Genomic DNA, 23,193 nt, shown 5'->3' with positions numbered 1-23,193 from the left:
GGAGCCGCCGACCCCGGCCCCGCCCCCTGCCCGTTCTCCTGGTCCGTAGCCCTCAGACGGCCACGGAGTCCAGGGGGATCGGCCGGAACATCTCCGGTTCCTCGTCGGGAGTCAGAGCCGTCGGGCCGTAGATCCAGTCGATGAACGAGTAGTCGTAGACGTCGCGTTCACGCAGCACGGCGTTGCGCTGCATCCTGAGGACGCCCTCCAGGTGCCACAACTCGCCCCAGACCCGGGCGGTCTCGACGACCCGGCGGCAGTGCTCGGGACGTACCGCCTCGTAGGCGGCGAGTGCCGCGTCCCAGTCGACGCCCGAACCGTCGCCGGTGCGCCGCGCACGCTGGGCGGCGACGTGCTCGCCGAGCACCCAGCCGTCCTCTATCGCCATGATCGCGCCCTGGGCCATGTACTGCAGGGGCGGGTGCGCGGCGTCCCCGAGCAGCGCGATCCGACCGGTCACCCATGTCGTTACGGGGTCGCGGTCGTACATCCGCCACCACCGGTCGCGCCACATCAGGGCCAGGCCCTCGCGGACCGGGTCGCAGGTCCGCGCGAACGCGGAGTCCAGCTCGTCCGGGGTTCCCCAGTCGTCCTCCCCGGCCAGCGCCTTCGGCGACTCGAAGACGGCGACCTGGTTGAACATCTCGCCGCCCCGCAGCGGGTACTGCACGAAGTGGCAGCGCGGGCCGACGTACACGACGACGTCCTTGCCGTGGACGTCGTTGCCGGCGACCGTCTCGAACGGCACGGCCGCGCGGTAGGCGACGTACGCAGAGCTGACCGGCTCGTCGTCGACCAGCAGCTCGCGGGCGACCGAGCGCAGTCCGTCCGCGGCGATCACCACTTCCGCCTCGTCGGCGCGGCCGTCGGAGAATTGGACACGGGCCCCCGCGCCGGTGTTCTCGTACGCCGTGCAGTGGGCGTCGGTCACGAGGTCGACGCCCGCCCGCTCACAGCCGCGCAGCAGGATCCCGTGCAGGTCGCTGCGGTGGATCACCAGGTACGGGTAGCCGTAGCGGGCCTCCAGGTCGCGGAGGTCGAGGCGGGTCAGCTCGTCGGCGTCCACCGCGTCCTTCATGACGATGTTCTGCGGCAGCACCCCCAGGGATGCCGCCTCCTCCAGCAGACCGTAGTGGTCGAGTATGCGGGTGCAGTTGGGTGCGAGCTGGAGGCCCGCGCCGACCTCGCCGAAGGCGGGCGCCTGCTCGTACACCCGGACCTTCAGGCCCTGGCGGGTGAGGGCGAGTGCGCCCGAGAGGCCGCCGATGCCGCCCCCGACGATGATCACGTCGACGGGTGCGGAGGGGGAGTCGTCCATGGATCAGGTCCTTCTCTTCACAGCCACGGGGGCAGAACGGGCAGGGGGCTTCCGTCGGCGGTCGTCACCCCGGTCGAGGGGCGTCCCGCCAGAAAGGCGACGACATCGGCCCGGGACCCCACGAGCCCGGGGACCGCGCCGGGCCCCCGCCGGGCGCGGATGTCCGCTTCCAGCTCCCGCAGGAAGTCGTCGGGCAGAGCGGCGAAGGAGAGCCCGGTGGCGAGGTCCACGGCGTGGACCAGGACCTCGCGGGCGCGCATGTACGGGGTCTCGCTCGCCGGTACGGTGCGGCCCTGCGCGGTGACCACCTCTGCCCGCCACGCCTCGTCGGACAGGGCGGCCATCCCGGCGGCCAGTTCCGCGGCGGACTCGGTGAACCACCGCGTCAACTCCGGCCCGCCGGACCGGGATCCCTTCTCGATGCCCTCCGCGCGCTCCTGCGGCGAGGCGTACATCGGGGTCCTCTCGCCGGTGCGCGCCCAGTGGACCAGGTTGCCGACCGCCTCGGCATTGGCCGCCAGATGTGCCACGACGTGCTTGCGCGTCCAGCCCGGCAGGGCCGAGGGAGCGGCGTACTCCTCCTCGGAGAGTCCGGCGATCGCCGAGGCGCAGAGCCGGGTCCCGGCGTCGACCCACCCGAGCGCGGTGGCGAGTTCGCGTCCCATCACGCGCCTTCGGGGACGACGCGGTTCTCGAGGCGGCCGAGCCCCTCGATCTCGGTGACGACCGTCTCGCCGCCCTTCAGGAAGACGGCGGGCCGACGGGCGTGGCCGACACCGCCGGGGGTGCCGGTCGCGATGATGTCGCCGGGGTTGAGCCGCACCATCGTCGAGACGTAGCGAACCAGGTGGACCGGGTCGAACAGCAGGTCGCCGGTGTTGTCCGACTGCATGACCCGGCCGTCGACCTCGCAGCGGATGTCGAGGGCCGGGCGCGGCCCGGTCTCGTCCGCGGTGACCAGGAACGGGCCGACGGGGGTGCTGGAGTCCCAGTTCTTGCCCTGGAGCCATTCCCGGGTGCGGAACTGCCAGTCGCGGCAGGTGATGTCGTTGAGCACGGTGAAGCCCGCGATCGCGGCGATCGCCTGCTCCTCGTCCGCCCGGCGCACCTGCCGCCCGATGACGACGGCGAGTTCGGCCTCCCAGTCGAACTGCTCGGTCTCGACGGGGCGGCGGATGTCGTCGCCCGCTCCGATCAAGGTGTCCGCGAACTTGCAGAAGAGCGTGGGGTGTTCCGGGAGGTCGCGGCCCATCTCCTTGATGTGGTTCTGGTAGTTCAGCCCCACGCAAACGACCTTGGAGGGCCGCGGCACGACCGGGGCGAGGTCGGCCCCGGCGAGCGGGTGGCGCGGGCCGCCCGCGGTGGCGGCGGACGCGAGGCCACCGGGAGCGGCCAGCACCGCGCCGACGTCGGGCGGTCCCACCTCGACGAGCTGGTCGCCGTCGACACGGACGGCGGCGGTGTGCTGGTCATCCAGACGGATGGTGGCGAGCTTCATCGGTTGTCCTTCTCGGTCCGGCTGCGGAACAGGTTGAGCTTGGTGAGGATCGGTGCGTCGCTGAACTGGAACAGGTCGAGCGCTCCGGAGTCGGAGTCGGACGCGGACGCCTCGGAGCGGATCGACAGCGGCTGCCAGGACGGAACGACGAACAGGTCGCCGCGCGTCACCGACCAGGAGCGCTCGCCGACCGTGATCCGGCCGGAACCGTCGAAGACCTGGTAGACGGACGAACCGGTCTCGCGGTACGGCGTGGTCTCGGTGCCCGCCGTGATCCGGTGGAACTGGGCCCGGATGGTCGCCAGCACATCGCCCGCGTGCGTCGGGTTGGTGTAGCGGACCAGGGCGTGGCCGGGTTCGACCGTGCCGGCGTGGCCCGCGCGCTCCAGTTCCAGCTGGGCGGTGAGCGCGGCGTCGGTGTCCACCCAGCGGTAGCACAGCAGCGGGGTGCCCTCGCGGTGCCCGATCTGCGAGACGGGCGCCAGACCGGGGTGGCCCCACAGCCGCTGCGAACGGGACAGGGCGGGACCGGCGTGCTCCTCCTCGCCGAGGGCGTCCCGGCCGAAGTCGAAGAACTGCGCCTCGATGCCGTACTGGAACGGGATGTCGAGCCCGTCGAGCCAGGCCATCGGCTGCTTCGCCGCGTTGTGGTGGGCGTGCCAGTGCATACCGGGCTGGGGGAGGAAGTCGCCCCGGCCCATCGGTACCGGGTCGCGCTCGACCACGGTCCACACGCCCTCGCCCTCGACGACGAAGCGGAACGCGTTCTGGGTGTGCCGGTGCTCGGGGGCGTCCTCGCCCGGCATCAGGTACTGGATCGCGGCCCACAGCGTCGGGGTCGCGTAGGGCCGCCCGCCCAGGCTCGGGTTGGCCAGTGCGATCGCCCGGCGCTCCCCGCCCCGGCCGACGGGCACCAGGTCGCCCGCCCGCGCGGCGAGGTCGAGCAGCCTGCGCCACTCCCACATGTGCGGCTGGGCGGCGGAGCGCGGATGCTCCGGCATGAGGTCACCGATCTCGGTCCAGAGCGGAACGAGCAGCTCCTGCTCGAAGCCTCGGTAGAGGTGCTCCAGTTCCGGGGTGACGGGGGGCCGACCGGGTCGGTCCTCGGCCGTGAGGCTGACCGGCGACGTGACGACGTTGGCTTCAGACATGGCCCGACTATCGGCCGAGTCCACCGTTCCAGAACACAGAATTCTGCTCAGTGGAACAAGATGTGTGAGGATCGGACCATGGCGAAGTCGATGAAAACACCCCCCGCCTATGCGCCGAGCAGCGTCGACCACGCGCTCCGGCTGGCACAGATCCTCCAGCTCGACGGCTCGGTCACCGTCTCCGCGGCGGCCGAGCGCCTGGGTGTCGCCCGCTCCACGGCCCACCGGCTGCTGACCGCGCTGGTCTACCGCGACTTCGCGGTGCAGGACGAGGACCGGACCTACCGGGTGGGCCCCGTGCTCGCCCTGGCCGAGAGCGCCCGGTCCGGCCTCGGCGCACTCCGCGCGGCGGCCGTCGGACCGATGCGTGCCCTGGTGGACCGGATCGACGAGACGGCGAACCTCAGCATCCGGACCGGGCGGAACGTCCGGATCATCGCCTCGGTCGAGTGCGCACAGGCGTTGCGGGTGGGCAGCCGTGAGGGCACCGTCTTCCCGGCCCATCAGGCCACGGGCGGCCTGATCGAACTGGCGGCGCTCTCGGACGAGGAGGTCGGGGCGCTGTACGCCGACGACGACCGGCGGGCGCCGGGGGAGCAGCTGCCGGACCCGGTGCAGCTGCGCCGGGAGCTGTGGGCGGTACGGCGCAGCGGCGTCGCGCTCAACCTGGAGCGCACCGAGCGGGGGGTGGTGGCGGTGGGGTGCGCGGTGAAGGACCGCGCCGGTGCGACGACCGCCGCGTTGTCGGTGTCGATGCCCGGCGTCCGCTACTCGCCCAGGATGCTCAAGCCGCTCACGGCCGCGCTGACGTCCGCGGCCGACGCGATCACCCAGGCTCTCTGAGCGCGGAGCCGTGGCAGGCCCCGACGGGAAACGGCCGCCGACAGAACCCGGCAGGAGAACCGGATCCCGGCACGGCGGCCGAGTCCGGCAGGAGCGGGAGAGCGGCGGCGGATCAGCTCAGCGGGTTGCGCCGGATCAGTGTGCTGCCGAGCCCGGCGGCCGCCGCCCGCACCTGCGTCACGAACCGCTCGGGCCGGAACCTGCCGGTGGGGCCGGCCACGCTGATCGCGGCGAGCGCCTCGTTGTCGCGCCCCAGCACCGGCGCCGCGACGCACATGAGCCCGGTGGTCGACTCCTCCCGCTCGAACGCGACGCCGGTCTCGGTGACGTCCCGCAGTTGGCGGCGCAGAGCACCCGGAGCCACGATCGTGCGCGGGGTGCGCCGCTCCAGCGGCCCGGACAGCACCTCCCGCCGCAGCTCGTCGTCGGCGTGCGCGAGCAGCACCTTGCCGATGGCGGTGCAGTGCAGCGGCATCCGCCCTCCGGTGCGCGAAGGCGCCCTGGCCTGGCGGTGGCCGCCGATCTTGGCGACGTACACGACGTCGTGTCCCTCGCGCACCCCGAGATGAACGGTTTCGTGCGTGCGTTCGTACAGGTCCTGGAGGAACGGCATCGCCACCTCCAGCAGGCTCCGCTCGGGCGCCGCGAGCATGCCGAGCTCGAAGAGGCCGCCGCTGGGGCGGTAGCCCCCGTCGACCCGGTCGAGCAGGCGGTTGTCGACCAGGGCACCGGACAACCGGTGCACGGTCGCCTTGTGGAGACCCGTGCGCCGCACGAGCTCGGCGAGGCTGACCGCCCGGTCGTCGGGCCGGAACGCCCGCAGGATCGTCACGGCCTTGCCCAGCACCGTGTCGAGACCGCCCGACGCTGATTCCGCCATGGATGCAGCGTATCGCTGAGCGAGACGAAGTGCTGGTTCGAGTGTGCGACCTGGGCACACAGTGAAGCCGTGACCGAGAACCAAGGGCTCGCCTCCGCGAGCAAGTCCGACATCGCCGCAGCGGCCGCGCGGCTCGCCGAGGCATCCGCCTCCGGTGTGCCCTGCGCGCCCGTGCGGGACCTGATCGGCCGGGACGACCTGGCCGCCGCGTACGCCGTACAGGCCGCGCTGACCGAACGCCGCCTCGCCGACGGCGCTCGGATCACCGGCCGCAAGATCGGCCTGACCTCCGAGGCGGTGCAGCAGCAGCTCGGCGTCGACCAGCCCGACTTCGGCGTCCTCTTCGACGACATGGCCTACGAGGACGGCGGCGCCGTACCGCCCGGGCGGATCCTCCAGCCCCGGGTGGAGGCGGAGATCGCCTTCGTCCTCCGTGCCGACCTGGCCGACGGGCCGCTCGACGCCGCGCAGGTCCGGGACGCGATCGACTACGGCGTCGCCGCGCTGGAGATCTGTGGCAGCCGGATCGACGGCTGGGACATCAGCCTCGGTGACACGGTGGCGGACAACGCGTCCGCGGGCGCCTACGTGCTCGGCACGGACCGGCGCACCCTCGACGAGACCGAACCGGTGGACGTCGTGATGTCGATGAGCGCCAACGGCACGGAGGTCTCCACGGGAACCGGCGCCGCCTGCCTCGGAGACCCGGTCGAGGCCGTCGTGTGGCTCGCCCGTACGGCCCGCGAGCTCGGCGACCCGCTGCGCGCGGGACAGGTCGTGCTGTCCGGCGCGCTCGGTCCGATGCGGCCGGTGTCCCCCGGCGACACCGTCACCGCCACGCTGTCCGGCTTCGGTGCCGTGACGGTCCGCTTCAGCGAGGGAGAGGCTTCATGAGCAGGACGAAGGTCGCGATCATCGGGTCGGGCAACATCGGCACCGACCTGATGATCAAGGTGCTGCGCGGGGCGAAGCACCTGGAGATGGGCGCCATGGTCGGCATCGACCCCGATTCCGACGGTCTGGCCCGCGCCGCGCGGCTCGGTGTCCCTGTCACGCACGAGGGCGTGGACGGGCTGATCGCGATGCCCGGCTTCGACGAGATCGACATCGTCTTCGACGCGACCTCGGCCAAGGCGCACGAGGCGAACGCCGCCAAGCTGGCCCCGTTCGGGAAGCGCCTGATCGACCTCACCCCGGCCGCCATCGGCCCCTACGTCGTGCCCGCCGTCAACCTCGACGAGCACCTGGGCGCGCCGAACGTCAACATGGTCACCTGCGGCGGCCAGGCCACCATCCCGGTCGTCGCCGCGGTCAGCCGCGTCGTGCCCGTGGAGTACGCGGAGATCGTCGCGTCGATCGCCTCGAAGTCGGCCGGCCCCGGCACCCGCGCCAACATCGACGAGTTCACCGAGACCACCTCGGCCGCCATCGAGCGGGTCGGCGGGGCGCGCCGCGGCAAGGCGATCATCATCCTCAACCCCGCGGAGCCGCCGCTGATGATGCGGGACACGGTCTTCTGCCTCGTCACGGCCCCGGACTCGGCGGCCCAGGAGGAGATCCGCCGGTCCGTCACGAAGATGGCCGCCGACGTCGCCGCGTACGTGCCCGGATACCGGCTCAAGCAGCAGGTGCAGATCACCGAGATCCCCGAGGACCAGCCGGTCGGCACGCTCCTCGCCGACGGCGGCACCCGGCCCACCCACCAGGTGTCGGTGTTCCTGGAGGTCGAGGGCGCCGCGCACTACCTCCCGGCCTACGCAGGGAACCTCGACATCATGACCTCCGCCGCCCTTCAGGTCGCGGAGCGCATCGCAGCAGGGAAGGCAGACAGCTGATGGGCACCCCGATCTTCGTCCAGGACGTCACGCTGCGCGATGGCATGCACGCCGTTCGCCACCGGATCACCCCGGAGGACGTCAAGCGCATCGTCACCGCGCTCGACGAGGCGGGCGTCGACGCGATCGAGGTCGCGCACGGCGACGGCCTCGCCGGCGGTTCCGTCAACTACGGTCCCGGCTCGCACACCGACTGGGAGTGGATCGAGGCCGCGGCCTCGGTGCTGAAGCGCGCCCGACTCACCACACTGCTGCTGCCCGGCGTCGGCACCGTGGACGAACTGAAGCACGCGTACGACCTCGGGGTCCGCTCCGTCCGCGTCGCCACGCACTGCACCGAGGCGGACATCTCCGCGCAGCACATCGCGGCGGCGCGCGAGCTCGGCATGGACGTGTCCGGCTTCCTGATGCTCTCCCACATGGCGCCGCCCGAGGAACTGGCCCGGCAGGCCGGGCTCATGGAGTCCTACGGCGCGCACTGCGTGTACGTCACCGACTCCGGCGGCCGACTCACCATGGGCGACGTGGCCGCACGCGTCCGCGCCTACCGGGACGTGCTGGACGCCGGGACCGAGATCGGCATCCACGCCCACGAGAACCTCTCGCTGTCGGTCGCGAACTCCGTCGTCGCGGTCGAGAACGGTGTCCGCCGCGTCGACGCCTCGCTCGCCGGCCACGGCGCGGGGGCGGGCAACTGCCCGCTGGAGGCGTTCATCGCGGTCGCGAACCTGTCGGACTTCGAGCACGGCTGCGACCTGTTCCGGCTCCAGGACGCCGCCGACGACATCGTGCGGCCGCTCCAGGACCGTCCGGTGCGCGTCGACCGGGAGACCCTGACCCTCGGCTACGCGGGCGTCTACTCGTCGTTCCTCCGCCACGCCGAGGCCGCCTCCGCGCGGTACGGGGTCGACGTCCGCGACATCCTCATGGAGTGCGGGCGCCGCCGCCTGGTGGGCGGACAGGAGGACATGATCGTCGACATCGCCCTCACCCTCGCGGACGAGCGCGCGGAGCAGCCCGCCTGACCCGTCGCTCGGGCCGTGACCGGCGCTCAGCGGGGAGCGATCAGCGCCTCGCCGAGCGCCGTCATGGCGTTCGTGAGCTCTCGCATGTACTCCGATATCGGCTTGCCGTCCTCCGACTGGAGGGATACGAAAGCGCCGTCGAAACCGGCCATGCCGAAGTGGGCGAGGGCGTCCGCGACCGTGTTCGCGGCGTCCTCGCCCGCGCCGATGAACGACGAGCGGATCATGTGGCGCATGTAGTCGCGCCCCTCGTCGCGGACCGTGATCACGGTCCGCAGCGCCTCCGGCGCCTCGGCCGCCTCATGGCTCATCACCAGCACCAGTAGCAGGCGCAGGAAATCCTCCCGGTGCTTCAGCACCTCGCCCGTCCGCTGGAGGTACCAGCCCAGTCGCTCGCGCGGACCGCCGCCCTCCGGAGGGTCGCGGTGGGCGTCGCGCATCGCGTTGAAGAAGTCGTGCGCCCCTTGCTCCATGACGGCCGACAGCAGCCCCGCCTTGGAGTCGAAGTGGTGGTAGAAGGCACTCTTCGGCAGGCCCGTCTCCTTGACGAGCGCCGACATCGACGTGCCCGCGTAACCGCGCGCGGACATCACCCGCGCGGTGGCGTCGAGGATCTCCTGCCGTGACCGTCGGCCGCGTCGGTTTCCGGAGTGCGCCTGCTGCGCGGAATTCTGCACTCATCGAAGTCTAACGACCTTGCCCACGATTGGCGGTGGGAGAAGGAGCGGTGTCCGGGACCTTCGAATCCAAGGCGGAGGAGGGAGTCGGGTCGGATGGGGTCTCCCCTGCTCGAAAGCAGCTGAGAGCTCGGGGAAGGAGCGTCGGCAACTGACGACAACGCCGGAGGCGGAGGTCCCGGACACCGCGACGCCGCTGACCATCGTGGGCGGGGTCGTAAGGGCTGTCCCGACCGCCCCTGGTGGGCGCCCGTCGGCGACTGCGTGCCTCGCCGTGTCGTCGGAGGAGGAACAGGCCTCGGGCGGGCCCCCGGCCACGGTCCGCCGCAACCGCGTCCGACCCGTCCCGCGCCGCTCCGATCGCGGGCGAGGTCGTTTCATCGCGCATCAACCCTTGACACGCGACCGACGTGCGTTGTTAACCTCCCCTGCAAATGGACCGATCGGTCCAAAACCTGCGCACCCATGGCAGTGCGGATGGACAACGGAGTCATCGCATGACCCAGAGCTACGACGCGGATGTCGCCATCGTCGGGTACGGCCCGACCGGAGTGATCGCCGCGCTCACCCTCGCCAGGAACGGCGTCTCCACCGTCGTCATCGAGCGGGACAAGGATCTCTATCCCCGGGCCCGGGCCGTGACCGTCGACGACTGGACGATGCGGATCTTCCAGGACCTCGGCATCGACGAGCGGGTCGAGAAGAAGATCGAGCCGCAGCGGGCCCTGCGCTGGGTCACCTACGACGGCACGCAGATCATGCGCATCGACCGGCCGCGGTCGGCGCTGGGATGCAGCGCCCGTGCCTTCAACATCTACCAGCCGACGATGGAGGCCGAACTGCGCGAAGCGGCACGGGAGTACGGCGATCGCGTCACCGTGCACTACGGCGCCGAGGCCACCGGCATCGACCAGGACGCCGACGGCGTCACGGTCACCTCCGAGGACGCGGCGACCGGCGAGACGCGCACCGTCCGCGCCCGGTACGCGATCGGCGCCGACGGCGGCAGCAGCGCGACCCGCGGCCAGGCGGGCTGCCGACTGCTGGGCGACACCGGCGACGTCACCTGGGTGGTCATCGACTGCCGCGTCAAGCGCTGGTGGCCCGACCGCGACGTCCTGACGTTCTGGTCCGACAAGGAACGCCCGGTCGTCGACATCGCGCTCTCCGCGGGCAACCACCGCTGGGAGATCCCGCTCAAGCCCGACGAGACCCCGGAGGACTACCCGACCGGCGCCGAGGTGTGGCCGCTGCTCGAAGCCCTCGGCGTCACACCGGACGACGTCGAGATCCACCAGCACGCCTTCTACAAGCACCACGTCCGCATGTCCGACGCCTGGCGCAACGGCCGGGTCTTCCTGGCCGGAGACGCGGCCCACCTGATGCCGCCGTGGGCCGGGGCCGGAATGCAGACCGGCATGCGCGACGCCCACGACCTGGGCTGGAAACTCGCCCGCGTCATCAAGGGCGAACTGCCCGAGAGCTGGCTCGACACCTATGAGGCGGAGCGGCGCCCCAACGCCGCCTTCTACACCGACCTCGCCGTCGCACTGGGCCAGGTCATCAAACAGGAGGTCACCGGGGTCGAGCCGCCGCTCAACGCCCCGCCGACGCTCCTGGCCGGATGGCTCAGGGGCCCGGTCGGCGAGACCAGCGCCGTCGGCCAGATGGTCCCGCAGCCGGTCGTCGGCGACACCGCGGGCCGGATGGCGCGCCTGGACGACCTGCTCGGCAGCGGCTTCGCCCTGCTCGGCGACGACGTCGACCCGGCGACTCTGCTGACCGCCGAGGAGAAGGCCGCCTGGGACACGCTCGGAGCCCGGTACATCGCGGTGCGCCCGAAGTCGGCGCGCACCCAGGGCCCCGACGAACTGGTCGACCTCGACGAGGTCCTGCTGCCGTGGCTGCGCGGGTACGGTGCCCGCGCCGTGGCGGTGCGTCCCGACAAGTTCGTCGCCGCGGCCGACGTCAGCGGCCTGGCCGTACCCGCCTGAGACCGGCGGACCGCGCCCCGCCGGGCCGGTCCGGTCCGGGAAGAAGCCTGAGAAGGACGAGGAGGAGTCAGATGTCCGGGGTCAAGGAACTCGGTTACGTCGTCTACGAAGTCAGCAGCACCACCGAGTGGGAGAACTTCGGTGTCGAACTGCTGGGCATGCAGGTCGGTGAGCGGACCCACGACGGGTTCACACTGCGCACCGATGAGAAGGCGCACCGCTGGATCATCACCGAAGGACCGGCCGACGACCTCGTGGCCTCCGGCTACGAGGTCTCGGACGCGGTCGCGCTCGAAGCCCTGGTGGCGAAGGTCCGCGAGGCGGGGATCGAGGTGGTCGAGGGCGACGCCGGTCTCGCCGCGGCCCGCAAGGTGGAGCGGATCTTCGTCACCACGGACCCGATGGGCAACCGGGTCGAGCTGGTCACCGGCCTGGCCGACGCGGCGACCCCGTTCGAGTCCGCGAAGCTGCTCGGCGCCTTCGTGACCGGCGCGGGCGGCGCCGGTCATCAGGTCCTGCTGGCGCACGGCGTCTCGCGGGAGGACTACCTGGGCTTCTACATCGACCTGCTCGGGTTCAAGGTCAGCGACACCATCGTCGAGGAACTGGCCCCGGGCATCGTCGCCGACCTGATCTTCCTGCACTGCAACGGCCGCCACCACACCGTCGCCTTCGGGGACATGCCCTCGCCGAAGAAGACCCACCACTTCATGGTCGAGGTGACCGACATCCGCGACGTCGGCGCGGCCTACGACCGGTGCATGGACGCCCAGCAGCCGTTCGAGATGACACTCGGCATGCACCCCAACGACCACATGTTCAGCTTCTACGTCTTCACGCCCTCGGGCTTCAGCATCGAGTACGGCTGGGGCGGGCTGATCATCGACGACGAGACGTGGGAGGTGAGGACGCTCGACCGGCTGCACAGCTGGGGCCACCGGCCCCCGGGCGCCGTCGCCGAACTGCTCGCCGCCGCCCCCGATCCCCATGGAGAGGACCACTGATGACCCTCGACCCCAACGACATCGCGCGCACCGTCCGGGCGGGCGACTGGAACCTGCGCTACTACGAGGCGGGCTCCGGCCACCCGGTCGTCCTGCTGCACGGCAGCGGTCCCGGCGCCACCGGCTGGAGCAACTTCGCCGGAAACATCGAGGCGCTGGCCGAGCACTTCCACGTGTATGCCGTCGACATGCCCGGCTGGGGAGAGTCGGACGCCGCCACCGTCGAACAGCTCGACCACGTGGACACGGCGATCCGGTTCCTGGACGCCCTCGGCATCGACAAGGCCGCGTTCGTCGGCAACTCGATGGGCGGCCAGACCTCGCTGCGACTGGCCACCGAGTACCCCGACCGCATCTCGCACCTGGTCACCATGGGCCCGCCGGTCGGCCGGATGCCGACGCTCTTCGGTGCCGGGGACGGTCCCTCGGAGGGCCTCAAGGTCCTCATCGAGGCCTACCGCGACGCCGGCCCGGAGAACATGCGCCGACTCGTCGAGATCATGGTCTACGACAAGGCCCGGTTCGCCACCCCCGAGCTGTGCAAGGCGCGTTCGGACGCCGCGCTCGCCCGCCCCGAGCACCTGCGCAACTACGTGGACGGCCTGCCGAAGGGCGCGCCGCTGCCGAAGTGGGTCGACCCGGCTCTCCTCCCGGCGATCCAGGTGCCGACGCTGCTCATCCACGGCCGCGACGACCGCGTCGTCTCGTACGAGACCTCGCTCCACCTGCTGGCGAACATCCCGGACAGCCGACTGGTGCTGCTCAACCACTGCGGGCACTGGGCGATGATCGAGCACGCCGACGAGTTCAACCGGCTGGTCATCGACTTCGTCGCCAACAACTGACCCTGTGCGCCGGGCCGGTCGGCCGAGCGGTGCGGCGGGGACGTCACCGTTCCCGCCGCACCGCATTCCATACGGGCGGGCGTGCCGCGGAGCGGCCCCCGGTGTCAGGAGAGCGCGGACGGCGACAGCTCGGGGAGGTCGTCGGCCGTCGTGTCGAGAGGCTGCTCGGTCCAGATGGTCTTCCCACGTCGGCCGTAGCGGCTTCCCCAACGGGAGGTGAGCTGGGCGACGAGGAACAGGCCGCGGCCGCCCTCGTCCGTGGTCCGGGCCCGGCGCAGGCGGGGCTGGGTGCTGCTCGGGTCGGAGACCTCGCAGACCAGCACGCTCTCCCGGATGAGCCGCAGCCCCACCGGGCCGCCCGCGTAGCGGATGGCGTTGGTGACCAGCTCGCTGACCACCAGCTCGGTGGTGAAGGCCAGCTCGTCGAGTCCCCAGGCGGTGAGCTGCCGTGAGGCCGTCTCCCGAGCGGTGGCGACCTCGGAGGGATCGGTGGGGAATTCCCAACTCGCCGTGTTCTCCGGCGCGATGGCCCGGGTGCGGGCGAGGAGGAGGGCGATGTCGTCGTCGGGCGGGGCCTCGCTGGTGTCCGCGAGGAGGTCCCGGCCGAGGTCGTCCAGGGGGCGGTCGGGGCGGCAGAACGTTTCGAGGGCGTTCACCAGCCGCCGCAGTCCGCGGGCGGGGTCGTGGTCGGCGCGTTCGATCACACCGTCGGTGTAAAGGGCCAGGACGCTTCCCGGCTCCAGTTCGACCGTGGTGGCCTCGAAGGGCATGCCGCCGACGCCGAGGGGCGGGCCGGGGGACAGCTCCAGCACCTCGGTGGTGCCGTCGGGGTGGACCAGGACGGGTGGCGGATGCCCTGCGCTGGCCAGGGTGCAGCAGCGGGTGACCGGGTCGTAGACGGCGTACAGGCAGGTGCCGCCGATGGTGTCCCGGTGCCCCGGGGGAGCCTCGTCCTCGAGCTGCCGCACGAGGTCGTCGAGGTGCGTGAGCAGTTCGTCCGGATCGAGCTCCAGGTCGGCCAGGGTGCGGACGGCGGTGCGCAGGCGGCCCATCATGGCCGTGGCGTGCAATCCGCGTCCGACGACGTCGCCGACGACCAGGGCGGTCCGCAACGACGGCAGCGGGACGACGTCGAACCAGTCGCCGCTGATCTCCGCCCCGCCCCCCGCCGGCCGGTACAGGCCCGCGGTCTCGGTCGCCGGGGTGTCGGTGGTGGCACGGGGGAGCAGGCGCTGCTGGAGCGCGACGGCCGCGTGGTGCTCGTGCGTGTACCGGCGGGCGTTGTCGACGGCGAGGGCCGCCCGCGTGGCGATCTCCTCCAGCAGGTCCGCCTCTTCCTGGTCGAAGGGATCCGGCTGTTCGGCACGCCAGATCGCGACGACACCGAGCACCAGCCCGCGCGCGAAGAGCGGCGACGCCACGAACGAGTGCCCGTGTTCCGGAACGAACAGCGGTGCCAGCTCCGGGACATGGCCCATGGGGTACTCGGCGAGCCCGCCGGTGACGGTCCTGCCGCGCTGGAGGTCTCGCATGATGAGGCCGTCCGGCAGTGGCGGGCACGACGCGAGGGGTTGCAGCAGTGCGGCGGGCCAGGGGCCCGGGTCGGCCGCCACCGCGGCCCGGCGCAGATGCCACCGCCCGGCGCCGAACAGCTTGGGCGGCTCCTCGCCGTCGAACACGGCGTCGGCGAGCTCCACCCATCCCACGTCCCCGAGGGCGGGAACCAGCGCGTCGAGCACGTCCTGGGCGGTCTGCAGGACGTCCAGGGAGGCACCGATGCGCTTCGCCGCCCGATGCAGCAACTCCACGTGGCGGCGGGACCGGTCCTGTTCCGTGGAGTCCGTGAACACCGCGGCGGCGCCGTTCGGGCTGCCCGTCGCGTCCTCCAGCCGGAAGGCGGACAGGGAAAGGGACCGGCGCTGCCAGGCACCCTGCGACGACCGCATCCGCTGGTGCTTCCCCACCAGGGGAACACCCGTCTCCAGCACCTCGCGGAGGGATGCCTCGACGCCCTCGGCGTCCTGCGCGGACATCACGTCCCGCAGCCGGTCGGGTGATGGTCCGGGCCGCACGCCGAACACCTCCGAGGCGAGATTGGCCCGCACGATCCTCAGGTCGGTGTCGTGGATGCTGACCGCGATCCGGTCCTGGGAGAACAAGCTCTCCAGGAAGGACATGCCCTGCTCCACGTCCGTGAGCCGGCGCGTGGGGACTGCCACGACCACGAACTCGGACGCCCCTTCCAGGGGTGTCACCCGGAAGGTCACGTCGATCGTGCGGCCGGACCGGTGGCGCAGCCGCGTCTCGCCCGTCTCCGGGATCCCGCCGGGAAGCCGCGTGTCTTCCCGGGCCTCGCAGGGGACGTCGTCGAGCAGGTCCCGGACCGGACGCCCGCAGACCTCCTCACTCGAACGGCCCAGCAACTCCGCCGCCGCCCGGGACCAACGCAGGACCGTGCCGTCCCTGTCGAGCACTGCGGTCGACAAGGCACGGAAGGCGGATGGTCGACCGCCCGGCCGATCCTCGGAGGCGCTCATTTCGCTCCTCGTCGCAGGTGGGAGCACCACACAAGCGAGACGCATCCATTATGGGCCCGTCGGCCTGTGGCCGCAGGGCCCACCAGTGCGGCGTTCGCGCGAGAGGACCACGCATGATCCGCCCGACCACGTGGAAGGCAGGCCCGGCGACGGGCGACGGGCGGCGGGTAGCGGGTGATGAGCGACGGGTGACGGGCGAGGGCCGGTGGTCGGCGGGCAGCGATTTAGAAGGTGGGAGCGACAGGACGCGTGCGGCCGGTCGGCGTGCGGTCGGAGCAAGGCGTGTATGCGAACGGGTGGGTTTTGTCCGCCGCCGGATTCATGGCTGCCACGCCGGCCCTCGCCGGTGGCACGGACCGCAGCGACGCGGTTGAGTCCGCCGTGAAAACTACCACCACGCCGAGGGGGCGCGCACGAACGGGGACTTGCTCGACCTCGGCGGTCCCCACGGCATCACCTGCGCGACCGTTTTCCGTGGGCGTCCACGGCGCCACGTGGCGTCCCGCGTGGCCTATCCCCGAGTGGCCTCGAAGGTCCATACGTCGTCGGAGGCGGTCGGTGCGACCCCCGCTCGATAGTCGCCGTGCGCCGTGACCGTGGTGAATCCGGCCTGTTCCAGAAGCAGGGTGAACTCGGCGAGGCCGAACCAGAGCAGGGAGAAGATCTGCAGTTCGGTCCGCTCCAGGGCCCCCTCCTTCCAGGACTCGTAGCGCAGCCAGCGGGTCGAACGCTGGGCGACCGGGTCCACTTCCTTGTGCCACGTGGTCAGGGTGATCAGTTGCTCGTCGTTCCACCAGTGCCGGACGGGGTCCGTGCCGGGGTCGGTCGTGAAGGACGGCGGTTCGAGATCCACTATCAGCCGACCACCCGGGGCCAGGCTCTCGTGCATGGCGCGCAGCGCGGCCAGCGCGCCGGACCGGTCGGACAGCAACGCGAACGACCCGGTCGGAATCACGATCGCCGCACAGGAACCGGGATCGCGATACGTGGTCATGTCGGCTTCGAATACATCGGCCGGCAGGCCGCGCTTCGCACAGTTGGCCCGGCACTGTTCCAGCATCGGGAGCGAGGTGTCGTAGCCCCGCACCGTCAGTCCCTGTTCGAGCAGGGGAATCAGGATCCGGCCCGTGCCCACGGCAGGTTCCAGGATCGGGCCGGACACGCCCCGGAGCCGGTCCGCGTAGAACTCGACGTCCCCGAACGAGGTCCCGATCGGCTTGTCGATTTCATAGACCAGTGAGGCCAGAGGCCCGTAGCGCCAGGCTGCCTTGTCGATCGTGTTGGCCATGACGCTCCTTCAGAGTGCGGTCGTTCTATGAGGACCATTGTCCTCGATACGCCGTGAACCTCCCCATCAGGGGCCCCCATGTCCGTGGGCGGCGGCATCATTCCGGTGGAGCCCGTACGGCGGCCCGGGGCCCGTTCGGCCGCAGTGGGCCCCGCTGCTCCGGCGGCTACGCTGACCTGCCGTGGTCAGCTGAAAGGTGACGCGATGAGTCAGTACTTCAACCTGGGCGACGAGACCCTCTGGAACCCGTCCAACGGGGCTTCCCGCATGTTCCAACGCCAAATCGCCTTGTTCGAGGCCGAGTTGGGGATCCCATCGGGCATCGGACCGATGGAGAACGACGAGTGCGAGATCGCCCCGGCCGCCTTCGAGGCCTTCGTCCACGCCCTGCTGGCACGGCGCCGGAGAACGAACCACACCGTTCTGCTCGCGCTCTGCGAAGGTTTCACCGTCACCGTCCTCGTGCTTGCGGAGCGCGCCGGAATCAAGGTGGACCCGTCACAACTCGAAGCCGACCCGGAAGGCCCGTTCGAAGACGTGCAGATTTTCGCCGTCACCGCGAGGTCCGCCCTGACCGAATCAGGAGCTCGGGTCAATGAACTGCGGGAGAAAGTGAGGGAGTTGGGCCGTCACATGCCCCGCTGACCAGTGCCGCCGCGTACATCGCACCGATCCGGCAGGGGGCTCGGGCGCCCCACCGACGAGCCTTCGGCCACCTGACGATTGTCCAAATGTCGGGGCGTGCCCCGCGCGGCGGTCGCCGTATCGTGGAGGGGTTCCTTCGGGGTGAGGGCGAGACCGGAAGCGCGGTGTGGAACGGTGGCCCTGAGCGTGAGCGAGGCTTCGATGGTCCGAGGATCGCAAGCCCGGAACGGTTCGTGCCGGTGAAGGGCTGCCGGTTGTCGTCGGCAGTGGAGCCCGTCTGCTCGTCGCCCACCGGAGCCGAGGAGAATCTCATGATGGCCGTCGCGCTCACATCCTCTGCTCGCGCGGGGAGAACGCTTCTGGGGCGGGGCAGTCCCCGGTGGGCGACGGTGGCTCCGACGCCCGCCCGGTTCGCCCGTTCCACCCTGCCGGGCGGGACCGCCCGACCGGCACGGCAGCGGTGACCGGAACGGGTCGGCTCCGGATGCGGGCCGAGGGGGTGCCCCACGCCCCGGCCCACCGGATCCCGGACCGGCGAGCGTGCTGCCTGTCGTTCGTCACCGACATCCGGGGCGTCCTGCCGAACAGCGTCCGGCGGCGCGAGAACCGGACGGCCGGAGACCGGGGACACACCTGCGGACGTGCGCGATGAACGACCGACTGGGCTTCAGCCTCACTCAATTACGGTATTTCGTCGTGTCCGCCGAGCTCGGCAACATATCGGAGGCGGCCGAGAAACTGTGTGCGTCGCAGTCGACGGTCTCGTCGGCCGTGATGAGGCTGGAACGTCAACTGGGTGTGCAACTGCTTCTCCGCCATCATGCCCGCGGGGTCACCCTCACGCCGAGCGGTCGGCACCTGCTGCGCGAGGCACGCGCGCTGCTCGGCCAGGCGAGGAATCTGAAGGCCCGGGGCGACGCCCTGGCGGGTGACACCACCGGCCGGCTCGATGTCGGGTTCTTCTTCTCGATCGCTCCGTTCCTCCTTCCCCTGGTCCATCGGATGCTCAGGGAGCGGCATGCGGAGTTGCAACTGAACCCCCACGAGGCATTCGCCGACCGGCTGTTGGGTCTTCTGCAGGACGGTCGCTGCGAACTGGCCGTGACCTATGACTTCCTCTCGGGCGACTCCAGGTTCCACCCCCTGGTGGACCTGCCCGTCTACGCCCTGCTGGCCGATGGCGACCCGATGGGGCGGGCCGGCGCGATGGGCCTGGACGAGTTGGCCGCTCGACCGCTCGTCACCCTGAACGCCCCGACCGTGCTCCGGCACTTCGAGAAGATGTTCGCCGGTGCCGGTGTTCCCATGCCGCGTGTGATGACGACAGCCAGTCCTGAGACGATGCGCGGGCTCGTGGCCGCCGGTTCCGGGTTCGCGTTGATGTACCAACGCACGCCGAACATGACGACTTTGGACGGCGGGAGGGTCCGAGCGGTCGAGATCGCCGGGGACCTGCCTTCTCTGTCCCTCGGTGTGGCCATGATGCCGGACCTGATCATGAGCGGACGCGGCAGAGCCTTCCTGGACGTCCTCAGATCGGCGGTCGCGATCAGCTACGCCGCGCGTACGCCGGCGTGACCCGGAAGGCCCTCGCCGCGCTCCGCCGCGTCACGCCCTGCCGCGTCGACGGGCGGGCACCGCGGCGGGCCGTCGTGGCCCGGGCGGCGCGGCCCACCCGTCGCGGGGACCGTCGTCAGACTAGCGTCCTGAGCACGGCGGGGTCGTAGGGGACGGTCAGGGACAGCTCTCCGCGGAGCGCCTTCGCCGCCCAGTCCGGGTTGGCCAACAACGTCCTGCCCACGGCGACGAGGTCGAACTCGTCGCGCTCCAGGCGGGCCAGCAGCTCCTCGATGCCGGTCAGTCCGGCCTGCCGGGTGTAACCCTGGGCGAATTCGCCTTCGCCGTACTGCCGGTCCAGGCCGACGGAGCCGACCGTGATGGTGGCCCTGCCGGTGAGCTTGCGCACCCAGCCGGCCAGGTTGAGCCCGCTGCCGTCGAACTCGGGCTGCCAGTAGCGGCGGGTGGAGGCGTGGAACGCGTCGACACCGGCGTCGGTCAGCGGAGCGAGCAGCTGCGCCAACTCGTCCGGATTCTCCGCGATCCGGGCGTCGTACCGGTTGACCTTCCACTGGGAGAGCCGGAAGAAGACCGGGAACCCCGGACCGACCGCCGCGCGGACCGCCTGGACGATCTCCGCGGCGAAACGGGCGCGGGAGGCCGGGTCGCCCCCGTAGCGGTCGGTGCGCCGGTTGGTGTCGCTCCACAGGAAGTCGTCGATCAAGTAGCCGTGCGCGCCGTGCAGTTCGACGCCGTCGAAGCCGAGCCGCTCGGCGGCGACGGCCGCCTGCGCGAACGCGGCCACGGTGTCGTCGATGTCCTGCTGGGTCATGGTCCTCCCGGCGGGGGCGCCGTCCAGACCGAGCCCGGACGGGCCCTCGGCGGGCGGCTCGGTCGCCGCGCGCACGACCCCGGTGTGCCACAGCTGCGGAACGATCCTGCCCCCGGCCCGGTGCACCTTTCGCACCACATGGGCCCAGCCGTCGAGGGCCCGCTCGCCGTAGAAGTGGGGCACGTTCTCGTACGCGCCGGCGGCGGCGCGGTCGACGTAGGTGCCCTCGGTGATGATCAGCCCGACCTGGTTGGCCGCGCGGCGGGCGTAGTACTCCGCCACGTCCTGGCCCGGCACGCCGCAGGGTGACAGCATTCTGGTCATCGGGGCCATGACGATCCGGTTGGCGACCGTCAAATCACCCACGACGAACGGCTCGCCCAGGCTGGCCATTATTCCTCCCGAGTTGTCGGCACCACATGTACGCACCATCCGTTGTGCGCCGTTTTCTTTCGGTACGGCAAAAGAATTCCAGCCGGTATGAAACGTGACGGCCGCACATCGGCGGCGCACGATTATCCGCAATGCGGGATCGCGGCGTCCAGACGGCCGCGACGGCGCGGACCTTCCGGCGGCTCATTTCTTTCCCGTACCGGACTGCGCGGATCCCCTTCGTGCCTTGCCCTTGCGGCCCGTACGCGCCGCCTCGTGCGCGCCTGGCGGCGGCCATGCCGATGTCTTGATTGCCGACCATGAAGAACGGTGAGGGGGAGCCGAGCCCGTCGGTGCGTCCTCGTCACCCGGGTGCGGCGGAGAGAAGCGGGCGGGCGGACACCCGATGTCATGCGTGGAAACAACCCGGCGCAGGCGTCCGAGATGGATCGCACGATGCGATCCAGCGCATCGAAATAATCATCTTGACCGTGTCAATGAGATCGCCGATAGTGGTCCCGATGATTCCGCGCCGCCATGATCAGCCGGATCAAAATCTCTCATTCCGAATCGCAGCCCGAGAAATTGCTTCTGTTGCCGATTCGTGCCGCGGACACAGGGTTTCCGAGGAAATCGAGGGGGTGGAACCAAGGGTGAGTCGAAGTCGCTCTACCGCGCAGGTCTCCAACGAGCTGGAAGGCAAGCGAGCCGTGGTCACCGGAGGCAGCCGCGGCATCGGCGCCGCGATCGTGCAGCACCTGCTCGACGCGGGCGCAACCGTCGTCACCTCGGCCCGCAGCTCGGCCGAACACACCCCGTCCGCAGCCAAGTTCGTCAGGGCGGACCTCAGCACCCCCGACGGCGTACGCGAGTTCGCGGACGCCGCGCTGGAAGACCTCGGCGGAGTCGACATCGTCGTCAACAACGCGGGAGGCTGCCGGGCCCTCCAGAGCGCGCTGGAGATCGAGAACGACTGGCAGTACACGATGGACATCAACTTCCTTGCCGCCGTCCGGCTCAACCGCGCGCTCGTGCCGTCCATGCGTGAGAGCGGAGGCGGGGTCGTCCTGCACGTCTCTTCCATCGCCACAATCGCGTCCTACCCGATGATCCTGCACTACGCCGCCGCCAAATCCGCGCTCGAGACCTACAACAAGGGGCTCGCGGCCGAGTTGGCGCCGGAGGGCATCCGCGTCGTCGCCGTCTCCCTCGGGAACGTGGCGACACCGGGGGCGGACGAGGCGCGCGAGCAGATCGTCGACTACCTCGGCAGCGACGAGGTGTCATGGGCGGACGAGATTCCGTTGGGGCGTCTCGGCCGGTCGCAGGACATCGCCGAAGCGGTCGGCTTCCTGGTCTCCGACCGGGCCTCGTGGATCACCGGCAGCACGCTCGTCATCGACGGCGGGCGGATCGCGGCCATGTGACCCGGGGCTCGGTGCGGACGCCGACACGGCGGTCCGCGCACCGGTCCCCGGCACGTCCGGCACGGGCGGTCCGCACACAGAATCCCAGCAGGCCCGACAGACCCGCCGACCGCGGTGACGGACCGGCGGTCCGGGCAGCACACGAACCGCAGCCGCATCAGTGAGCAGTTGTGCACGTTGTGAACGAGTGACCGTCTGCCAGGACTGGAAGGACTGACACGATGACCACCACAGGGGATGGGGCCCGGCCCTATCCGTTCGGTCCGGTCGACCGGCTCGAAGTGGATCCGCAGCTGGCCGAGCTGAGCGGCGAACAGCCGGTACTCCGTGTGAACCTGCCCTTCGGCGGCGACGCCTGGCTCGTCACACGGCACGCGGACGTCAAGACGGTGCTGGCCGACTCCCGGTTCAGCCGCGCCGCCGCCGTGGGCGACCACGTGCCCCGCACGGTCTCCGCCGGGCTGCCCAGCACCTCCATGCTGAGCATGGACCCGCCGGAGCACAGCCGGCTGCGGCGCCGGGTGGCCAACGCGTTCACCGTACGACGCGTCGAGGCGCTGCGCCCGTACGTCGGGCGGATCGTGAACGACCTGCTCGACAACATGATCGCCGCAGGATCGCCCGCCGACCTCACCAAGGCGCTGACCTGGCCGCTGCCGATCACGGTGATCTGCGAACTGCTCGGCGTGCCTGTCGCCGACCGCGACCGGTTCAACGTCTGGGTGGACGGTCTGCTGATGCTGTCCGACCCGGAACAGTCGGCACAGGCGCGCGAGCATCTCAACGGCTACCTCGCCGGTCTGGTCGCGCTCCGCCGCACAGCCCCCACCAGCGACCTGCTCGGCGAACTGGTCACCGCGCAGGCCGAGGAGGAGGACCCGCTGCGCGAGGAGGAACTGGTCAGCCTCGGGGTCAGCCTGTTGTCCGCCGGGCAGGAGGCCACCGCCAACCAGATCGGCAACTTCGTCTACACACTGCTGACCAACCCCGATCTCTGGCGGGAACTCGTCGCCGATCCCGGGCTGATCCCCGACGCCGTCGAGGAACTCTCCCGGATCGTCCCGATCAGCGCCACCGCAGGATTCACCCGCATCGCCACCGAGGAGGTGGAGCTGGGCGGGCAGACCGTGTGCGCCGGTGACGCGGTGGTCGCCGAACTGGGCATGGCCAACCGGGATCCCGAGGTGTTCGACCGCCCCGGTGAGATCGACTTCCACCGAGGGAGCGTCCCGCACGTCACCTTCGGGCACGGCGTGCACCACTGCCTCGGCGCGCAGCTGGCCAGGATGGAACTGCGCACCGTTCTCGAAGCCCTCGTCTCCCGCCTGCCCGGTCTGCGCCTCGCGGTACCGGCCGACAAGGTGCCGTGGCGGACCGAGCGTCTGATCCGTGGGGCGGAGACACTGCCGGTCAGCTGGTGAGGTCTCACCGGCGGCGCGGCCGCGGCCTCGGACGGTCCGCTGGA

Annotated in this window: 20 protein-coding genes; 11 read left to right on the top strand and 9 right to left on the bottom strand. The window is 71.0% G+C overall.

The window, feature by feature from the left end; all coding sequences use genetic code 11:
- Positions 1 to 52 precede the first annotated feature (52 nt).
- Genes AMK22_RS00330 through AMK22_RS00315 form a run of 4 tightly spaced genes read right to left on the bottom strand, consistent with a single transcriptional unit; the run spans position 53 to position 3,967 of the window.
- Positions 53 to 1,318, bottom strand: coding sequence for an FAD-dependent monooxygenase (locus AMK22_RS00330; protein WP_242433775.1), 1,266 nt, complete (start codon positions 1,316 to 1,318; stop codon positions 53 to 55).
- Between the two features lie 17 nt (positions 1,319 to 1,335).
- A complete protein-coding gene (locus AMK22_RS00325; RefSeq protein ID WP_073781157.1) occupies positions 1,336 to 1,983 on the bottom strand; it encodes a maleylpyruvate isomerase family mycothiol-dependent enzyme in 648 nt (215 codons plus the stop codon).
- A complete protein-coding gene (locus AMK22_RS00320) occupies positions 1,983 to 2,816 on the bottom strand; it encodes a fumarylacetoacetate hydrolase family protein (RefSeq protein ID WP_073781156.1) in 834 nt (277 codons plus the stop codon). Before AMK22_RS00320 ends, AMK22_RS00325 begins: the two co-directional genes overlap by 1 nt.
- Positions 2,813 to 3,967 carry a cupin domain-containing protein gene (locus tag AMK22_RS00315; RefSeq protein WP_073781155.1) on the bottom strand — a complete coding sequence of 385 codons (1,155 nt, stop codon included), beginning with the start codon at positions 3,965 to 3,967 and terminating at the stop codon, positions 2,813 to 2,815. The genes AMK22_RS00320 and AMK22_RS00315 overlap by 4 nt, the downstream gene beginning before the upstream one ends.
- Before the next feature lie 78 nt (positions 3,968 to 4,045).
- Here AMK22_RS00315 and AMK22_RS00310 point away from each other — a divergent pair, with 78 nt between their 5' ends.
- Positions 4,046 to 4,810: an IclR family transcriptional regulator gene (locus tag AMK22_RS00310; protein WP_073781154.1), complete on the top strand. Its 765-nt coding sequence runs from the start codon at positions 4,046 to 4,048 to the stop codon at positions 4,808 to 4,810.
- A 112-nt stretch (positions 4,811 to 4,922) separates the two neighbouring features.
- On the opposite strand, the gene AMK22_RS00305 is transcribed toward AMK22_RS00310, so the two are convergent.
- A complete protein-coding gene (locus AMK22_RS00305) occupies positions 4,923 to 5,690 on the bottom strand; it encodes an IclR family transcriptional regulator (protein WP_073781153.1) in 768 nt (255 codons plus the stop codon).
- Between the two features lie 69 nt (positions 5,691 to 5,759).
- Between AMK22_RS00305 and AMK22_RS00300 the strand changes: the two genes are divergently transcribed.
- Genes AMK22_RS00300 through dmpG form a run of 3 tightly spaced genes read left to right on the top strand, consistent with a single transcriptional unit; the run spans position 5,760 to position 8,550 of the window.
- On the top strand, positions 5,760 to 6,584 hold the full coding sequence (locus tag AMK22_RS00300) for a 2-keto-4-pentenoate hydratase (RefSeq protein ID WP_073781152.1): 825 nt from the start codon (positions 5,760 to 5,762) through the stop codon (positions 6,582 to 6,584).
- A complete protein-coding gene (locus tag AMK22_RS00295) occupies positions 6,581 to 7,525 on the top strand; it encodes an acetaldehyde dehydrogenase (acetylating) (protein ID WP_073781151.1) in 945 nt (314 codons plus the stop codon). Before AMK22_RS00300 ends, AMK22_RS00295 begins: the two co-directional genes overlap by 4 nt.
- The gene (gene dmpG / locus AMK22_RS00290; RefSeq protein ID WP_073781150.1) at positions 7,525 to 8,550 is read left to right on the top strand and encodes a 4-hydroxy-2-oxovalerate aldolase; all 1,026 of its coding nucleotides are present in this window, start codon (positions 7,525 to 7,527) and stop codon (positions 8,548 to 8,550) included. Before AMK22_RS00295 ends, dmpG begins: the two co-directional genes overlap by 1 nt.
- 26 nt (positions 8,551 to 8,576) lie before the next feature.
- Here the strand turns inward: dmpG and AMK22_RS00285 are convergent, their stop codons facing one another.
- Positions 8,577 to 9,227 carry a TetR/AcrR family transcriptional regulator gene (locus tag AMK22_RS00285; RefSeq protein WP_073781149.1) on the bottom strand — a complete coding sequence of 217 codons (651 nt, stop codon included), beginning with the start codon at positions 9,225 to 9,227 and terminating at the stop codon, positions 8,577 to 8,579.
- A gap of 434 nt (positions 9,228 to 9,661) precedes the next feature.
- On the opposite strand from AMK22_RS00285, the gene AMK22_RS00280 reads away from it, so the two are divergent.
- The 3 genes from AMK22_RS00280 to AMK22_RS00270 all read left to right on the top strand — a co-directional run bounded on the left by AMK22_RS00280 (position 9,662) and on the right by AMK22_RS00270 (position 13,070).
- Entirely contained in the window at positions 9,662 to 11,221 is a 1,560-nt protein-coding gene (locus tag AMK22_RS00280) for a bifunctional 3-(3-hydroxy-phenyl)propionate/3-hydroxycinnamic acid hydroxylase (RefSeq protein ID WP_338014117.1), read from the top strand.
- Positions 11,222 to 11,292: 71 nt separating this feature from the next.
- Entirely contained in the window at positions 11,293 to 12,225 is a 933-nt protein-coding gene (locus AMK22_RS00275) for a VOC family protein (RefSeq protein WP_073781147.1), read from the top strand.
- A complete protein-coding gene (locus AMK22_RS00270; RefSeq protein ID WP_073781146.1) occupies positions 12,225 to 13,070 on the top strand; it encodes an alpha/beta fold hydrolase in 846 nt (281 codons plus the stop codon). Before AMK22_RS00275 ends, AMK22_RS00270 begins: the two co-directional genes overlap by 1 nt.
- Positions 13,071 to 13,174: 104 nt before the next feature.
- Here the strand turns inward: AMK22_RS00270 and AMK22_RS00265 are convergent, their stop codons facing one another.
- Complete coding sequence (locus AMK22_RS00265) at positions 13,175 to 15,607, bottom strand: SpoIIE family protein phosphatase (protein ID WP_073781145.1); 2,433 nt, start codon at positions 15,605 to 15,607, stop codon at positions 13,175 to 13,177.
- Positions 15,608 to 16,118: 511 nt separating this feature from the next.
- On the bottom strand, positions 16,119 to 16,895 hold the full coding sequence (locus AMK22_RS00260) for a class I SAM-dependent methyltransferase (RefSeq protein ID WP_073781144.1): 777 nt from the start codon (positions 16,893 to 16,895) through the stop codon (positions 16,119 to 16,121).
- A gap of 78 nt (positions 16,896 to 16,973) precedes the next feature.
- Between AMK22_RS00260 and AMK22_RS00255 the strand changes: the two genes are divergently transcribed.
- Together AMK22_RS00255 and AMK22_RS00245 are read left to right on the top strand one after the other, a co-directional pair.
- Positions 16,974 to 17,540 (top strand): DUF6086 family protein, encoded by a 567-nt coding sequence (locus AMK22_RS00255; RefSeq protein ID WP_338014116.1) that lies wholly within the window; start codon positions 16,974 to 16,976, stop codon positions 17,538 to 17,540.
- A gap of 648 nt (positions 17,541 to 18,188) precedes the next feature.
- Positions 18,189 to 19,118 (top strand): LysR family transcriptional regulator, encoded by a 930-nt coding sequence (locus AMK22_RS00245; RefSeq protein ID WP_073781141.1) that lies wholly within the window; start codon positions 18,189 to 18,191, stop codon positions 19,116 to 19,118.
- 115 nt (positions 19,119 to 19,233) lie between these two features.
- On the opposite strand, the gene AMK22_RS00240 is transcribed toward AMK22_RS00245, so the two are convergent.
- Positions 19,234 to 20,322: an NADH:flavin oxidoreductase gene (locus AMK22_RS00240; protein WP_073781140.1), complete on the bottom strand. Its 1,089-nt coding sequence runs from the start codon at positions 20,320 to 20,322 to the stop codon at positions 19,234 to 19,236.
- 632 nt (positions 20,323 to 20,954) lie between these two features.
- Here AMK22_RS00240 and AMK22_RS00235 point away from each other — a divergent pair.
- Both AMK22_RS00235 and AMK22_RS00230 read left to right on the top strand, forming a co-directional pair.
- Positions 20,955 to 21,728, top strand: a complete 774-nt coding sequence (locus AMK22_RS00235; RefSeq protein ID WP_073781139.1) for an SDR family oxidoreductase — start codon at positions 20,955 to 20,957, stop codon at positions 21,726 to 21,728.
- Positions 21,729 to 21,949: 221 nt separating this feature from the next.
- Positions 21,950 to 23,149: a cytochrome P450 gene (locus AMK22_RS00230; RefSeq protein WP_073781138.1), complete on the top strand. Its 1,200-nt coding sequence runs from the start codon at positions 21,950 to 21,952 to the stop codon at positions 23,147 to 23,149.
- The last annotated feature ends 44 nt before the right edge of the window (positions 23,150 to 23,193 follow it).

This window comes from Streptomyces sp. CB01580 (assembly GCF_001905795.1).
Taxonomy (GTDB): domain Bacteria; phylum Actinomycetota; class Actinomycetes; order Streptomycetales; family Streptomycetaceae; genus Streptomyces.
The sequence above is the reverse complement of the archived record's forward strand: the minus strand, read 5'-3'. Positions and strand labels throughout refer to the sequence as shown.

What these genes read in the sequence shown, in the direction of transcription:
- AMK22_RS00330 (WP_242433775.1), bottom strand. Translation starts at nt 1,318, where the DNA reads ATGGACGACTCCCCCTCCGCACCCGTCGACGTGATCATCGTCGGGGGC.
- AMK22_RS00325 (WP_073781157.1), bottom strand. Translation starts at nt 1,983, where the DNA reads ATGGGACGCGAACTCGCCACCGCGCTCGGGTGGGTCGACGCCGGGACC.
- AMK22_RS00320 (WP_073781156.1), bottom strand. Translation starts at nt 2,816, where the DNA reads ATGAAGCTCGCCACCATCCGTCTGGATGACCAGCACACCGCCGCCGTC.
- AMK22_RS00315 (WP_073781155.1), bottom strand. Translation starts at nt 3,967, where the DNA reads ATGTCTGAAGCCAACGTCGTCACGTCGCCGGTCAGCCTCACGGCCGAG.
- AMK22_RS00310 (WP_073781154.1), top strand. Translation starts at nt 4,046, where the DNA reads ATGGCGAAGTCGATGAAAACACCCCCCGCCTATGCGCCGAGCAGCGTC.
- AMK22_RS00305 (WP_073781153.1), bottom strand. Translation starts at nt 5,690, where the DNA reads ATGGCGGAATCAGCGTCGGGCGGTCTCGACACGGTGCTGGGCAAGGCC.
- AMK22_RS00295 (WP_073781151.1), top strand. Translation starts at nt 6,581, where the DNA reads ATGAGCAGGACGAAGGTCGCGATCATCGGGTCGGGCAACATCGGCACC.
- dmpG (WP_073781150.1), top strand. Translation starts at nt 7,525, where the DNA reads ATGGGCACCCCGATCTTCGTCCAGGACGTCACGCTGCGCGATGGCATG.
- AMK22_RS00280 (WP_338014117.1), top strand. Translation starts at nt 9,662, where the DNA reads ATGGACCGATCGGTCCAAAACCTGCGCACCCATGGCAGTGCGGATGGA.
- AMK22_RS00275 (WP_073781147.1), top strand. Translation starts at nt 11,293, where the DNA reads ATGTCCGGGGTCAAGGAACTCGGTTACGTCGTCTACGAAGTCAGCAGC.
- AMK22_RS00270 (WP_073781146.1), top strand. Translation starts at nt 12,225, where the DNA reads ATGACCCTCGACCCCAACGACATCGCGCGCACCGTCCGGGCGGGCGAC.
- AMK22_RS00265 (WP_073781145.1), bottom strand. Translation starts at nt 15,607, where the DNA reads ATGAGCGCCTCCGAGGATCGGCCGGGCGGTCGACCATCCGCCTTCCGT.
- AMK22_RS00260 (WP_073781144.1), bottom strand. Translation starts at nt 16,895, where the DNA reads ATGGCCAACACGATCGACAAGGCAGCCTGGCGCTACGGGCCTCTGGCC.
- AMK22_RS00255 (WP_338014116.1), top strand. Translation starts at nt 16,974, where the DNA reads ATGTCCGTGGGCGGCGGCATCATTCCGGTGGAGCCCGTACGGCGGCCC.
- AMK22_RS00245 (WP_073781141.1), top strand. Translation starts at nt 18,189, where the DNA reads ATGAACGACCGACTGGGCTTCAGCCTCACTCAATTACGGTATTTCGTC.
- AMK22_RS00240 (WP_073781140.1), bottom strand. Translation starts at nt 20,322, where the DNA reads ATGGCCAGCCTGGGCGAGCCGTTCGTCGTGGGTGATTTGACGGTCGCC.
- AMK22_RS00230 (WP_073781138.1), top strand. Translation starts at nt 21,950, where the DNA reads ATGACCACCACAGGGGATGGGGCCCGGCCCTATCCGTTCGGTCCGGTC.